The organism is Shewanella seohaensis, assembly GCF_023283775.1.
Taxonomy (GTDB): domain Bacteria; phylum Pseudomonadota; class Gammaproteobacteria; order Enterobacterales; family Shewanellaceae; genus Shewanella; species Shewanella seohaensis.
The window spans coordinates 42,038-57,915 of sequence record NZ_JAKILE010000018.1 but is presented as its reverse complement, the minus strand read 5'-3'; the positions used below and the strand labels follow the sequence as shown (position 1 = coordinate 57,915).

The following is a 15,878-nucleotide window of genomic DNA, read 5'->3' as shown; positions in this document are numbered from 1 at the left end:
AGTTAGTACAAAGTTAAAAAAAAGGGAACTGCTTTTTGGTGGAAAACACTAATAAAATGATTATTTTGTCTAAAAAATTGACATTAAAACGTATTGCGTTCTAACAAAAAAATTGACAGTGATACAAATGTTGGCGTTGTTTAGCTTTGTGTCAAAACTGTGACGCGATTTTAGTGATAATTGAGTTAGATGAGGTTTGGCGATAAACGCATTAGCTTTTAGTACTCTTTGATTGATAAAAAGGAATGGATATCGTATAAGGTGTTTTAAATCAATTTGTTGAAGTGTTGTTTTGTTGTATCCAATGTCTGGTTTTGGACAGTGTAAGGCTAACACTTTGTCTTTATTGTTTATAATTTTGCGTAATATCGAAGCTATTTTAGCCAGTATTTATGAATTAATAGCGGAAGCGGCTAGCTTGTTACCTCCAGTGAGCTATTTATCACCCCAAAATGCTGGCTTTTTTGTGTTTAAAAAATGCGTAAAACGAAAATGTTATAGCAATATGCCGTTTTATATATTGAGAAAATAACACGATAAGTGCCGAGAGGGCTTTGAACAAAATCAGTAAAGAAAAGCTAAAAAAACGCTGATAAAACTCGTAGATAAAAGCGGCTTAGTGTTAAGCCGCTTTTGGTTGGATTACTCAAAGTTGGATATCTAGTGGCTCAAAGTGTTACTGATAGCCCAAGCTTGGATCCAATGAGACTAAGACTTGAGTCTGAGTGAGAGATCGAGGGCGCGAACGTGCTTTGTGAGTGCGCCGACGGAGATATAGTCAACCCCAGTTTTAGCAAATTCTGCCAAGGTATCTAAGGTGACATTGCCAGAAACTTCCAGCTTGGCGCCGCTGCCTTTAGCCTTGTATTGATTATTGAGTTCGACGGCTTCAACCATCATGGTGATGTCAAAGTTATCTAACATGATGATATCTGTGCCTGAATCAAGCGCTAATGCGAGCTCTTCTAGCGATTCAACTTCAACTTCTACGGGTTTATTGGGGTGCAAGCTGCGCGCAGCATCCACTGCTTGGCGAATGCCACCGCAGGCCATAATGTGATTTTCTTTAATTAAGAAGGCATCAAACAAACCGATTCGATGGTTTTTACCGCCGCCACAGGTGACCGCGTATTTTTGAGCTGTGCGAAGTCCTGGGATGGTTTTGCGAGTATCGAGTAAGCGTGTGTGAGTGCCCGCTAACTTATCCACATAATGTTTTGTCAGTGTCGCCACTCCTGACAAGGTCTGAATAAAGTTCATCGCAGTGCGCTCGCCCGTAAGGATAGTGCGGGCAGGGCCTGATAGTTCACATAACACTTGGTTTGGTAGCACGAGATCGCCATCATCAACATGCCAGTGCAGTGCGACTTCGCCACCTAATTGATTGAAGACTTGTTCGGCCCAAGCTTTTCCGCAAAAAACTCCTTCTTCGCGGGTGATTAAGGTCGCTTCGGCATATTTATCAGCAGGAATAAGTTGGGCGGTAATATCGCCGTAGGCAATGGCTTTGCTGTGCTCATTGATCTCTGTTCCACCAAGGTCTTCATTGAGGGCGGTTTTTACGGCGTGGCGAATATCGTTCTCTAGCATGATTGGGTCCTTGCATTCTTGCATGCCACAGATGGCGTGCTTGAAATTGCTTGCTTGCATTTAGGGCTAAGATTACCACCTAGTGCGGGTGATAAAAAGGCACAGGGAGTGGGCCGATTGAGATTATCGTGCTAACTGATGATGGTTTGGGGCTTGGCTGGTTATTTCACCTTTGTCATTGAATTGCATATATTCAGTCACTTAATGCTGATAGAGTAGTGGCATTATGCCTGTAATATAGGAAGAGCTTATGTGCTTTGATGCCGGATGGTTTTCCTCGGCTCGACGCTGTGAGTCACCGCATTTTAACCGTCGCCCATTTGGGGAAATTAGCCTGTTGGTGATCCACAATATCAGCCTGCCTGCGGGATGCTTTGGACTTCCCTATATTGATCAATTATTTCAAGGGTGTTTAGATACTGAGGCCGATGAAAGTTTCGCCGATTTAGCGGGGCTGCAAGTGTCAGCACATTTTTTAATTCGCCGCGATGGTGAATGTGTGCAGTATGTCAGTTGCGAAGATAGAGCCTGGCACGCAGGCGTATCTCGTTATGGAGAAAGGGAAAATTGTAATGATTTCTCTATCGGTATCGAGCTTGAAGGCACAGATACTGAGCCCTATACTGCGGCCCAATATCTGCGGCTTACAGAGTTGACTCTAGCCTTATTGGCGCAGTATCCGGCATTAACAGCGCAGCGGATTGTAGGGCATTGTGATATTGCACCGATGCGCAAGACGGATCCTGGACCAAGCTTCGACTGGGAAAGGTATTTAACCGCGTTAGGCTAGCAGCAAAGAGGAGTAAGCGAAGGGGAGGTTTCTCATCACCCTAAGCGTTTCCGGCTTTTTTACAAGGAGTATTACCGATGGCATTATTTTCATTACTGGTCGCCATTCTTGTGGAACGATTGAAGTTCCTTCCCGCTTCGTGGCAATGCGATCGCGTGCTGCAATCCTATCAATCAACTTTCTTTGGTGACAAAGCCTCGTTAACCAATACCAGTATGTTGCTCGCCTTAGTGTTGCCAGCCTTGGTTGTGCATGTTTTGGGTTGGGTTGCCTCTGGCATGTTCTGGGGGCTGTTAACTCTTGCCCTGTGGGTGGTGGTGGCAATTATTTGCTTTAATCATCAAAAACAGCGCGATAGCTTTAAAAAGTATATGCAGGCGGCGTGTCGCTCCGACGTGCAAGCCTGTTACCACTATGCCGCCGAATTAGATTGCAGCGAGTGTTTAGATGCGGTCTCTGAAAAAGACTTAGGCGCCAAGGTTGGGCAGAGTGTTGCCTGGATTAACTATCGTTATTACGGCGCAGTGGCATTATGTTTTATCTTCCTAGGCCCAGTTGGCGCTGTCTTATATTGCACTGCGCGTTTTTATGCCGAAGAGAATGTGCGTAAATCCCTTAACCTACCGCTTATCGAAGATATTATGTTTGTCCTAGATTGGATCCCGAGCCGGGTATTTTCCTTTGGCTATGCGCTCAGCGGTCAGTTTAGTGAGGGGCTCTCGGCTTGGCGTGACCATGCCTTAAACATCAATGCGAGTGCCAGAAGGGTTGTGACAGAAACGGCGTTAGCCTCCCAGCCGCTGCCAGAGGAGTCGAGTGCACCAGTTTGTGTACAATCGACCTTAGCATTATTAGTCTTAAGTAAACGCAACTTTACTCTGATGGTTGCTGTGTTGTCGCTGTTGACCATTTTTGGTCTAGTGACCTAACCCATCTTCATTATTTAGGGTTAGGGCGTGTTGACGTTTCGAGATTAGATTTTGTTCGTTTTGGCAAGCACGTGCTCGCGAAACGAGGAATGAAGTGTAGTTATTCTACTCAAATGACGAGCGACAAAGAGCAAGGGCTTGCCAGGCGAACCCTTCGGGCAGCATTTGGCTGGCGTTTCTACTGCGTTATCGTCCGTTTATGTAGAATAATTACACTGCACGGACTTTGCCTTGCATAACAGCCAGCCAAATTGCTGCAAAAACAACCCTGAAACGTCAACACGCCCGAATTAATCAGGAATTGGTTTGCGAGTGCGGCCAATTCCTTTTTTGTTTTTGGACGCGGGTAAAACGTCCTTCTGACGAGTTCACAAAATGGGATTCTCAGACTGTTTTTTCGAATGACTTTCGGTGAAAATGCCGTTTACTCAGAGGCTTATTTGGCATCAGCTATTCAATGTCAAATGGTCTGACCCCATAGTGATATTTTTAGGCTATGCTCTCACATCGTGAGCGGTTTTGAATGGGATCACCTTTTAAGGTCGATTTTCAATCTAGACATCAAAAGTGCGATTTGATAAAGTGCGCTCACTCATAAAAATTGGTAAGACCAATTTACAACGGAGCTGAGCGCCTAATGGCCTATAGTAAAATTAATCAGCCAAAAATTTCTGATGTGATCATGGCGCAACTCGAGCAGATGATCCTCGAAGGCAGTTTACAGCCGGGTCAGAAATTACCGCCGGAGCGCGAACTGGCCATCCAGTTTGAAGTGTCTCGCCCTTCACTGCGTGAAGCCATCCAAAAGCTTGAGGCGAAAGGGCTATTAATGCGCCGTCAAGGCGGCGGTACTTATGTCAAAGAACAACTCTGGCAGAGCCTTGCCGATCCTATCGTTGAATTAATGACTGCCGATCCAGAAAGCCAATACGACTTGCTGGAATTCCGTCATGCTACCGAAGGCATGATGGCCTATTTTGCCGCATTACGTGGCACAGACGCCGATATGCAGAATATCAAGCGTATGATCCTTGAGGTGGAAGCCGCCACCAATATCGAACAACAAGCCGCTGCCATTGTGCGTTTCTATCGCGCCGTCGCCGAAGCGTCACACAATGTGGCTATGTTGCATCTCGTACTCAGTTTAACCCCTGTGCTGCATAAGAATGTGGCGCAAAACCTGGAGCTTTTAAGCCGCCGCGAAGAAGCCTCCACTATGGCCAACGATCACAGACGTGCTCTGCTCGCTGCTATCGTTCGTCGTGATCCTGAAGCCGCCAGAGAAGCCTCGAATGAACATTTAAGTTACATCGAAGAGGTGATGTTATCTGTGCGGGAAGAAGATAGCCGGTTGCAGCGAAGTTTGCGCCGTTTAAAGAGTGGCGCTTAAGTTCCCGACTTTAGCACTCGCTAAAGCGGAATATGCCGCAAACACCATTCATCATCATGTATATAGAGAAGGACAGTGTCATGTCTGAAGATATGCTACAAGACTTAGATCCGTTAGAGACTCAGGAATGGGTTGACGCCCTGCAAGCTGTATTAGAACAGGAAGGCCCTGAACGCGCCCATTTCTTATTAGAGAAACTGATCGATAAAGCCCGTCGCAATGGCACGCACTTGCCTTACACTGCGACCACGGCCTATTTGAACACCATTCCAGCGGGTCAAGAGCCGCACATGCCAGGCAACCAAGAGATGGAACGTCGCATTCGCGCCATCATCCGTTGGAACGCCTTAGCTATGGTTCTGCGTGGTTCTAAGAAAGATTTAGAGTTAGGCGGCCATATTTCGAGTTTCGCGTCGAGCGCAACCATTTATGACGTGTGCTTCAACCACTTCTTCCGCGCGCCAAACGAGAAAGACGGCGGCGACTTAGTGTATTTCCAAGGCCATATCGCTCCTGGTATTTACGCGCGTTCATTCTTGGAAGGCCGTTTAACTGAAGATCAACTGGCTAACTTCCGTCAAGAAGTGGATGGCAAAGGTTTATCTTCTTATCCGCACCCTAAGTTGATGCCTGACTACTGGCAATTCCCAACGGTTTCTATGGGTCTGGGTCCAATCCAAGCGATTTACCAAGCGCGCTTCTTAAAATACCTGACTGACCGTGGTCTGAAAGATTGTTCTGATCAAACCGTTTACTGCTTCTTAGGTGACGGTGAGTGTGACGAGCCAGAAGCCTTAGGTGCGATTGGTTTAGCTGCCCGTGAAGAATTAGACAACTTAGTCTTCATCATCAACTGTAACCTGCAACGTCTGGACGGCCCAGTACGCGGTAACGGTAAGATCATCCAAGAACTGGAAGGCGAATTCCGCGGCGCTGGCTGGGAAGTGGTGAAAGTGATTTGGGGTCGTTATTGGGATCCATTATTGGCCCGCGATACCAGCGGTAAGTTACTGCAGTTAATGGAAGAAACCGTTGACGGTGAATACCAAAACTGTAAAGCCAAAGGTGGCGCTTATACTCGCGAACACTTCTTCGGCAAATACCCGGAAACCGCCGAAATGGTAGCGAACATGTCAGATGATGACATTTGGCGCTTAAACCGTGGTGGTCATGACCCAGTTAAAGTGTACGCAGCATTAGACCATGCGCGTAAGACTAAAGGTCGTCCAACTGTGATCCTAGCGAAAACCGTTAAAGGTTATGGTCTAGGTGATGCGGGTGAAGGTAAAAACATCGCACACAACGTGAAGAAAATGGGTATCGAGTCTATCCGTTACTTCCGCGATCGTTTCAATATCCCCATTCCAGACGATCAATTAGAAGATCTGCCGTTCTACCACCCAGGTCCAGATTCGGAAGAAGTGAAGTACATGATGAGCCGTCGTGCCGAGCTGCATGGCAGCGTGCCACAACGTCGTGAGAAGTTCAGCGAAGAGCTGGAAATTCCATCACTGAAGATTTTCGACTCGATTCTGCAGGGTTCTAACGGCCGTGAAATTTCGTCAACGATGGCGTTTGTTCGCGTACTGACAGCACTGTTAAAAGACAAGAAAATTGGCAAAAACATTGTGCCAATTATTCCTGATGAAGCGCGTACCTTCGGTATGGAAGGTCTGTTCCGTCAAGTGGGTATTTATGCTCACGAAGGCCAAAAATACGTTCCGCAAGACTCTGACCAAGTGGCTTACTACCGTGAAGATAAGTCAGGCCAAGTACTGCAGGAAGGTATTAACGAATTAGGTGCTATGTCATCTTGGGTATCGGCAGCGACCAGCTACTCAGTGAACGATGTGCCAATGATCCCATTCTACATCTACTACTCAATGTTCGGTTTCCAACGTATTGGCGACATGGCTTGGGCAGCAGGTGATATGCGTGCACGCGGCTTCTTAGTCGGTGGTACGTCTGGCCGTACAACCTTAAACGGCGAAGGTCTACAGCATCAGGACGGTCACAGCCACGTACTGGCTAACACCATTCCTAACTGTATTACCTACGATCCAACTTACGGTTATGAAATTGCTGTTGTGGTACAAGATGGTATTCGTCGTATGTACGGCGAGAACCAAGAAGATATCTTCTACTACCTGACCACAATGAACGAAAACTACGAGCAGCCAGCCATGCCAGAAGGCGCAGAAGTTGGCATCGTTAAAGGTATCTACAAGTTAGAAACCGTTGCCGGATCGGGTAAAGGCAAAGTTCAGTTAATGAGCTGTGGCACCATTCTTGAGCAAACCCGCAAAGCGGCTCAAGCGCTGGCAAAAGACTTCGGTATCACTGCCGACGTATTCAGCGTAACCAGCTTCAACGAACTGACTCGCGATGGTCAAGCGGTTGAGCGTTGGAACATGCTGCACCCAACTGAAACGCCAAAACAAGCGTATATCAGCCAAGTGATCTCCAGTGATGCGCCTGCAATCGCAGCGACTGACTACATGAAGATCTACGGCGAGCAGTTACGTGCATATATGCCAACCGATTACAAAGTGTTAGGTACTGACGGTTTCGGTCGTTCAGACAGCCGTGACAACCTGCGTCACCACTTCGAAGTGGACGCTAAGTTCATCGTTATCGCGGCACTGAAGTCACTGGTTGATCGTAAAGAGCTGCCTGTTGATGTGTTAGCGAATGCCATCAAGGAATATGGCATCGACGCTGACAAGATCAATCCACAGTACGCGTAAGAGGCAATAAAAATGGCTGAATTAAAAGAAGTTTTTGTTCCTGATATCGGCGGCGATGAAGTACAGGTTATCGAAATCTGTGCTTCTGTGGGCGATACCTTAGCAGCGGAAGAGTCGATTCTGACCGTTGAAAGCGACAAGGCGACCATGGACATTCCTGCGCCTTTCGCGGGTGTGTTAGCCGAATTGAAAGTGGCCGTCGGTGACAAAGTCAGCGAAGGTACTTTAATTGCGATGATGCAAGCAGCGGGCACGGCTAATGTTCAAGCTGCGCCAGTTGCTCAAGCTGCCGCTCCTGCGCCAGCCCCAGCAGCACCTGCTCCAGTACAAGCGGCTCCAGCCCCTGTGGCTGCCGCGCCAGCGACGGGCGCAACCCAAGTGGTTGAAGTCACTGTGCCGGATATTGGTGGTGACACCGATGTGTCTGTTATCGAAGTCTTAGTTGCCGCTGGCGATAAGATTGAGGTTGACGCTGGCCTTATCACGCTTGAAACCGACAAAGCGACCATGGACGTACCATCGCCATTCGCGGGTGTGGTAAAAGAAGTGAAAGTGGCTGTGGGTGACAAGGTTTCTCAAGGCTCATTAGTGATCATGCTCGAAGTGGGCGGCGTGGCACCTGCTGCAGCGCCACAAGCGAGCGCACCAGCAGCCTCTGCACCTGTCGCTCAAGCGGCTCCTGCTGCGCCAGTTGCTCCAGTCGCCGCTGCAGCACCAGTGGTTGCGGTTAAAGAAATCCAAGTGCCTGATATTGGCGATGCGAGCAATGTCGATGTGATCGAAGTGCTCGTGTCTGTGGGCGATGACATTACAGTTGATCAAGGTTTAATTACCCTTGAAACCGACAAAGCGACCATGGAAGTACCAGCGCCATTCGCCGGTAAACTGTTGTCGTTAACCGTTAAAGTGGGTGACAAGGTTTCTCAAGGCAGCGTGATTGCGACGATTGAAACTGTGACTGCTGGTGCAGCTCCTGCACCTCAAGCAGCAGCGCCAGCACCAGTTGCCCAAGAAGCGGCACCAGCGCCTGTTGCAGCAGCTCCTAGCCGTCCACCAGTTCCACATCACCCAAGTGCGGGTGCGCCAGTGGCAACCGGTGTGGTTCATGCATCTCCTGCGGTTCGCCGTTTGGCCCGTGAATTTGGTGTGGACCTCACTCAAGTGACGGGTTCTGGCCGTAAAGGTCGCATCATGAAGGAAGACGTACAGGCGTATGTGAAGTACGAACTGTCTCGTCCTAAGGCGACAGCAGCAACTTCAGTTGCAGCGGGTAACGGTGGTGGTCTGCAAGTGATTGCTGCACCGAAAGTGGATTTCAGCAAGTTTGGTGAAGTGGAAGAGATTCCATTGAGCCGCATCCAGAAGATCTCTGGTCCAAACCTGCACCGTAACTGGGTAACCATTCCTCACGTGACTCAGTTCGATGAAGCTGATATCACCGAAATGGAAGAGTTCCGTAAGCAGCAGAACGACGCGGCGGCGAAGAAAAAAGCCGATTATAAGATCACTCCGCTGGTCTTTATGATGAAAGCCGTGGCGAAAACGCTGCAACAGTTCCCAGTGTTCAACTCAAGCTTAAGCAGCGACGGTGAATCACTGATCCAGAAGAAGTACTACCACATCGGTGTGGCGGTTGATACGCCAAACGGTCTAGTGGTACCTGTGGTACGTGACGTGGATAAGAAAGGGATCATCGAGTTATCTCGTGAGCTGGCCGATATTTCTGTCCGTGCCCGCGATGGTAAGCTCAAATCTGCCGATATGCAGGGCAGCTGCTTCACTATTTCAAGCCTAGGTGGCATTGGTGGTACTGCGTTTACCCCAATCGTTAACTACCCAGACGTGGCGATTTTAGGTGTGTCTAAATCTGAAATTAAGCCTAAATGGAATGGTAAAGAGTTCGAGCCTAAATTGATGTTGCCACTGTCGCTATCATACGATCACCGCGTGATCGATGGTGCTATGGCTGCACGCTTTAGCGTGACCCTGTCAGGAATTCTGTCCGATATTCGTACTTTGATTCTGTAAACAAATAAGGCTGCTCATCTAGAGTGGCCTTTTGTTTATTGTGATCAGTATCAAACACAGGTTAAAATGCGCCCACCTTACGCGCTGGCGCATTTTCGGTTGGCAGGATTACTCTCCTCCAACGGATTGAATGAGAATTAGAGGAAAACATGAGTAACGAAATCAAAACTCAGGTAGTGGTATTAGGTGCAGGTCCTGCGGGATATTCTGCTGCCTTCCGTGCGGCTGACTTAGGTCTGGAAACCGTTATCGTTGAACGTTTTAGCACTTTAGGTGGCGTGTGTCTGAACGTGGGTTGTATCCCATCTAAAGCCCTGTTACACGTTGCTAAAGTCATCGAAGAAGCCAAAGCCGTTGCTGCACACGGTGTTGTGTTCGGCGAGCCAACAATCGATTTAGACAAGTTACGCAGCTTCAAGCAAAAAGTGATCAGCCAGTTGACTGGTGGCTTAGGCGGCATGTCTAAAATGCGTAAAGTAAACGTTGTTAATGGCTTCGGTAAATTTACTGGCCCTAACAGCTTAGAAGTGACCGCTGAAGACGGTACTGTGACTGTCGTTAAGTTTGACCAAGCGATCATCGCAGCGGGTTCTCGCCCAATCAAACTGCCATTCATTCCCCATGAAGACCCACGTATTTGGGATTCGACCGACGCATTAGAACTGAAAGAAGTTCCTGGCAAACTGCTGGTAATGGGCGGCGGTATCATCGGTTTAGAAATGGGTACTGTTTACTCTTCTCTGGGCAGTGAAATCGATGTGGTTGAAATGTTCGACCAAGTGATCCCAGCGGCTGACAAAGACGTTGTTCGCGTATTCACTAAGCAAATCAAGAAGAAATTCAACCTGATCCTCGAAACTAAAGTGACCGCGGTTGAAGCCCGTGAAGACGGTATCTACGTTTCGATGGAAGGTAAGAGCGCGCCAGCTGAGCCAGTACGTTACGATGCAGTGTTAGTGGCTATCGGCCGTACGCCAAATGGCAAGCTGATCGACGCTGAAAAAGCGGGCGTTAAGATCGATGAGCGTGGTTTCATCAACGTAGACAAGCAATTACGTACAAACGTACCGCACATCTACGCAATCGGTGACATCGTTGGTCAACCAATGTTGGCTCACAAAGGCGTGCACGAAGGCCACGTAGCGGCCGAAGTGATCGCGGGTATGAAGCACTACTTCGATCCAAAAGTCATCCCATCAATCGCTTACACAGACCCTGAAGTGGCCTGGGTTGGTCTGACTGAGAAAGAAGCTAAAGAGCAAGGTATTGCTTACGAAACAGCGACTTTCCCATGGGCAGCCTCTGGCCGTGCAATCGCTTCAGATTGCAGCGAAGGTATGACTAAGCTGATTTTCGATAAAGACACTCACCGCGTTATCGGTGGTGCTATCGTGGGTGTGAACGGTGGCGAACTGTTAGGTGAAATCGGTCTGGCAATCGAAATGGGTTGTGATGCTGAAGATTTAGCATTAACCATCCACGCTCACCCAACGCTGCACGAGTCAGTGGGTCTAGCGGCTGAAATCTACGAAGGTTCTATTACTGACTTGCCAAATCCAAAGGCAAAGAAAAAGTAATTTAGCCGAGCTACAAAAAGCGCCTTAAGGGCGCTTTTTTATTGTCTTGCGAAAATTGTAACGCTAATGTGAATAAGCGGGTGAATTGAGGCTTTTGAACTGCTACAGTACAACTATGGTATGAAGTAAGTCGTCAAATGCAAACAAGAATAACTAAAACACTTCTGGCATGTTTCATCCTTTTTGTCTCTGGTCTGAACATGGTTTGGGCTGGTGGATTTGTGCAACGTGTTTTCACCGACCGAGATGGATTAGCCGCCACCAGTATCCGTGGCTTGACCTTAGATGACCATGGTTTTGTCTGGGCGGCGACCGAGCAAGGCTTATATCGCGTGAGTAATTCTAAAGTCAGACGCATAGACAAAACGGGGAGCGAGTCCCGTCTTGCGGATGATTTCCTTAATTCAGTGGTCAACGTAGGGCAAGACAAGCTGCTGGTCAGCACCAACGCGGCGCTGTATCTCTACGATATCCGTGGCAATCAATTTACGCTGTTTGGCTCACCCGATTTGTTCCCGCACTTTCGCGGTGGCGCCATGGTGTCTGCGGCGCGTATGGATGCCCAGCGTTGGCTATTGCTGATTGATAATGGTCAGATTTATCAGTATTCCCCTGCGACTTCTGAACTCACTCTGGTGACTCAACTGGCGGTTAATCGCGATCTGCCTTGGCGCAAGTTATTGGTGCTCCCCAATGAGCAAATCCTGCTGGCTGGGCAATTTGATTTATTGCTGCTGGATAAGTCAGGTAAAACCCTCAGTAAATACCCATGGACTGAGTCTATGGGAAGCATTCTCGATATGCTTGAGGATACGAAACACCGCGTATGGTTGGCGACGAGCCGTGGCGTGTATCGTTTCGAGCCAAGCACACAGCAACTTGAGGCCGTGCCTGAATTACCCGATTGGAGCACTGTGATTGTTGAAGACCCTAAAGGCTCGCTATGGTTTGCCAGTCGTTTTGGCCTATTGAAATGGTCGCCAGAGACTCACCAGATTGAGAATTATCAGGAGGAGCTGAAAAAGCAGGCCAATATGGAAATCCTCAAGGCCATGCTGTTCGATGATTCGGGTTTGATGTGGGTGGGTGGCTCTGGCGATGGCTTGGCGCTGCTGGCATCGCGTCCCGATTTTATCTTAGAGACCTATACCGCGGATAAACCCTACGCGTTGGACGATGCCATGATTTGGTCGGTGTTTGCGGCACCTGAAGGACTCTGGCTTGGCTCATCCAATGTGGTGTTTATTGCCAAGGATACACAGCAAACCATAGATATCCCGATTGAAGGTTTGCTGTCCCACGAGAGCATTTACGATATCAGCCCATTTGCCGAGCACTACTTGCTGATCTCAAGCACCAGCGGCCTGTTTGTGGTTGATAGGACAAGCTTTAAGGGCGAGAGTTTTGCAAAGTGGATCAATGGCCAAGATGAATTTAAAAACAAGCTGGTTTATCGCACTTATGTCGATCCACTGTTAAAGGGGCGGGTGTGGATCGCCAGTTCTACTGGCCTGTATTTCTGGGATCCCGGCTTAAAGGCACCGCAGGCCTTTGACATCGACAAGCCTGCAAAACTTGCTAAAGATGCCGTGGAACCCAAGCGTCCGGCGATTAGAACCTTGTATCGCGCCTCCGACGGTAAGCTGTGGATCGGTGGTAAACGGGTTTTTGGCTATCTGGATGAGGCTAATGAGTTCCACGATCAGCGAAGCCTATTCAATGGCTTGAGTGCCATGCCCACCGTTAGCCATATCGAAGAAATGTCACCTGGAGTGATGTGGTTTGGCTCCTACGAAAAGGGCTTATTTGAGTATCACCTCAACAGCAGTGAACTGGTTTCGCTGACTGCGCTATGGCAAGTGAATTGCAGCTCAGTGTTTTTTATCCAAAAGACGCCTAAAGCTAATCTGGTGGCCTGCGCCGATTCACTGATCCGCCAAGATGTAGCAACCGGCCATATCGCCATGTTTAACCAACTCGATGGGCTGATTTCCGATGAAATGAATGAAGGAGCTTACTTCTATTCGCCCGAGTTTGGTCTATATCTTGGCACCCCGGAAGGGGTCATGCATTTGGATGTGGATAAGCTGGTCAACCGGATCACCGATGACCATGTGATGCTCGAGTCTGTGTCTGTCTATTACGATAACAGCACCGAAGTTTCCCTATTACCCCAGCCCATGATGGTAATTAAACCCGATGCCAACATGGTGAGTTTACAGATCACTAACCTCGATTATCTCGATGATTCGCCGATTCAATTTAAATATCGACTGCGCTACCAAGGGGAAGAAGATAACTATGTACTGCTGCAAGGCGAGTCGCAGATAAACCTCGCTGGACTGGCGGCGGGCGAGTATGGGCTGGAGATTTTAAGTCAGGTGAATGGGATCTGGTCGGATAAACCCTTCGCTTATCCCTTCTATGTTGAGCAGCATTGGTGGTTGACTCAGGGCTTTAAGGGCATCTTGCTACTGATTTTTTCGATCATCGCATTGAGTCTGGCCTGGTATCGTCAGCGTCAAGTTAGGACCTTTATGACGATGAACCAAGCGCTGACCGAGAGTGACGACCGTTTGCGTCAGTCCCTGCGTGGGAGCGATTCCGATCTCTGGGAATGGCATAGAGATACCCAGAGCTTTTACCTCGATAACCGTGGCGCCGTGTTGGGTAACCATGCTAATGAGATTGTGGTTACCCTCGAGACTCTCCCCGTCCACCCTGAGGATAGGGATAAAGCCTTAGGTCAGTGGAATAGTATGTTAGCGGGTGAAGTCGACCGCTTTGAGGCGGAATATCGTTATCAACGCCGCAGTGGTAATTGGGGCTGGTTAAGAGTGAGGGGCCGCCCTGTGTCGCGTAATCGCACTACCCACGAGATTGAACGGGTAGCGGGGATTTATAGCGACATTACCCTGCAGCGTCAGCTAGAGGATGAAATTAATCTTCTCGCCCAAGCCTTTGAGAACACCTCAGAAGGGGTGTTGATCTTGGATGTGGATGAAAATATTCGGGTGGCGAACCATGCGGCGCAGCAAATTATTGGCTCTGAGCAGCATGACCTCGTGGGACAATCATTTTCTCAATTCGTGCAAATGAAGGATGGTCTCTCGACCGAAGTGCATCAGTTGCTCGGCCAAGACAATTCATGGACGGGTGAGCGTGAGTTAGTGGGGCAGAATGGGCTGGTTTGCCCCGTATGGCTTAACGTCTCGGTGATGCAGTCGACGAGTGATAGCTCAGTACACTATGTAATTGTCTTTTCGGATATTACCGAGCGAAAACGTACCGAGGCGGACCTGAGACGATTGGCGAATTATGATGTGTTAACTGGGCTGCCAAACCGCTCACTGTTTTCGAGCAGGTTATTGCAATCGATTCAGACCGCGCAGCAGAGTGGTGAAAAGCTGGCGCTTTTATTCCTCGATCTCGACCGCTTTAAACATGTAAACGACTCCTACGGCCACAGCATGGGCGATGCCTTGCTGGTCGAAGCCTCCAACCGCTTGCAGTCTTGCATCGGCAGTGAGCATTTGCTGTGTCGTTTTGGCGGCGATGAGTTTGTGATCCTGCTGAGAAATGCCAATAACTTAAATGAGATAAACCACATTGCCGAGCGGTTACTCGCGCAAATTGTGGCGCCATTTAAATTGTTTGGTCGCGAGTTTTATATCTCCACCAGTATCGGTATCAGTATTTGGCCCGACGATGCGGTGCAGCCCGAAGCCTTTATTAAAAATGCTGATCTTGCCATGTACCACGCTAAAGAAGAGGGGCGTGGCAACTTTAAATATTATTCGTCGGAGCGTAATGCCCAAGCCTTATACCATTTACGCTTGGAAGCTGATTTACGTAAGGCCATCGAGCGGGAAGAGTTTGAACTCTATTATCAGCCGCAGATTGATATTTTGCGGGGCGATAAATTTATTGGGATGGAAGCCTTAATTCGTTGGCGTCATCCGAAGGAAGGTTATATCCGTCCCGATATTTTTATTAAGGTCGCCGAAGCCTGTGGTTTAGTGGTTGAAATCGACCGCTGGGTATTCCGCCGAGCCTGCTTGGACGGCGCTAAATGGGTGAAACATTGCAACACTCCGTTTAAATTGTCGGTGAATATTTCGGCGGTGCATTTCCGTCAACCTGACTTTATTGATGGGTTAAAGAAAATTTTGGCCGATACACAAATGCCGACCTCATCCCTCGGGTTAGAAATCACCGAAGGGGTGCTAATGAAGGAAGTGCAAGCGGCGAAAACCCATCTGACTCAGCTTAAAGAGTTGGGAATTGAAGTGGCCATCGATGACTTCGGTACTGGGTATTCTTCGTTAGCTTACTTACGTCATTTTGATGTGAATACCTTGAAGATTGATCGCTCCTTCTTAATTGATATCGCCACCAACTCTGCGGATCAGGCCATTGTCAGCAGTATTATTGAGTTGGCCCGCAACTTGAAATTAACCGTGGTGGCCGAAGGGGTCGAAACCGTTGAGCAATTGGAGCAGGTCTTTAGCCGCGGCTGTTACATTGTGCAGGGCTATTACTTTGCCAAACCTATGTCTGTGGTCGAGTTCGAGCGATATTTACTGAAAAAGAGCGTGCTTGGCTCTTAAGAGATTGTGTATTTCATCGGGCCCGTGGGTATTTTTACTTGCGGGCCCTTTGTTGTTATTTTGAGCTGCGTTTGCCGTATTTAGCCTGTGGTTTAACTCAAGGATAAGATGATGCGGTTTATTTTGTATCCCTTAATCACTCATCGGTTCAGATAAAATATCGCTGACGGTTAAATCAATAAATTTGTTAAGATAAGTTGAATTTTTTATCCAATAA

8 protein-coding genes are annotated in these 15,878 nt (G+C 48.3%); 7 read left to right on the top strand and 1 reads right to left on the bottom strand.

The annotated features are described in order from the left end of the window. Nucleotides 1–708: 708 nt before the first annotated feature. Entirely contained in the window at nucleotides 709–1,590 is an 882-nt protein-coding gene (gene nadC, locus L2713_RS18310; RefSeq protein ID WP_088211949.1) for a carboxylating nicotinate-nucleotide diphosphorylase, read from the bottom strand. 250 nt (nucleotides 1,591–1,840) lie between these two features. On the opposite strand from nadC, the gene ampD reads away from it, so the two are divergent. From ampD to L2713_RS18275, 7 genes are all read left to right on the top strand, one after another. After that, nucleotides 1,841–2,380, top strand: a complete 540-nt coding sequence (gene ampD, locus L2713_RS18305) for a 1,6-anhydro-N-acetylmuramyl-L-alanine amidase AmpD (RefSeq protein WP_248968871.1) — start codon at nucleotides 1,841–1,843, stop codon at nucleotides 2,378–2,380. 77 nt (nucleotides 2,381–2,457) lie between these two features. Then, nucleotides 2,458–3,309, top strand: coding sequence for a beta-lactamase regulator AmpE (gene ampE, locus L2713_RS18300; RefSeq protein WP_011627384.1), 852 nt, complete (start codon nucleotides 2,458–2,460; stop codon nucleotides 3,307–3,309). 637 nt (nucleotides 3,310–3,946) lie between these two features. Next, entirely contained in the window at nucleotides 3,947–4,699 is a 753-nt protein-coding gene (pdhR, locus tag L2713_RS18295; RefSeq protein WP_011070781.1) for a pyruvate dehydrogenase complex transcriptional repressor PdhR, read from the top strand. An 80-nt stretch (nucleotides 4,700–4,779) separates the two neighbouring features. Beyond that, complete coding sequence (aceE, locus tag L2713_RS18290; RefSeq protein WP_011621230.1) at nucleotides 4,780–7,446, top strand: pyruvate dehydrogenase (acetyl-transferring), homodimeric type; 2,667 nt, start codon at nucleotides 4,780–4,782, stop codon at nucleotides 7,444–7,446. Between the two features lie 12 nt (nucleotides 7,447–7,458). Further along, the gene (gene aceF, locus L2713_RS18285; RefSeq protein ID WP_248968870.1) at nucleotides 7,459–9,474 is read left to right on the top strand and encodes a pyruvate dehydrogenase complex dihydrolipoyllysine-residue acetyltransferase; all 2,016 of its coding nucleotides are present in this window, start codon (nucleotides 7,459–7,461) and stop codon (nucleotides 9,472–9,474) included. Nucleotides 9,475–9,623: 149 nt separating this feature from the next. Further along, the gene (gene lpdA, locus L2713_RS18280) at nucleotides 9,624–11,051 is read left to right on the top strand and encodes a dihydrolipoyl dehydrogenase (protein WP_011627382.1); all 1,428 of its coding nucleotides are present in this window, start codon (nucleotides 9,624–9,626) and stop codon (nucleotides 11,049–11,051) included. A gap of 137 nt (nucleotides 11,052–11,188) precedes the next feature. Next, the gene (locus tag L2713_RS18275; protein ID WP_248968869.1) at nucleotides 11,189–15,661 is read left to right on the top strand and encodes an EAL domain-containing protein; all 4,473 of its coding nucleotides are present in this window, start codon (nucleotides 11,189–11,191) and stop codon (nucleotides 15,659–15,661) included. The last annotated feature ends 217 nt before the right edge of the window (nucleotides 15,662–15,878 follow it).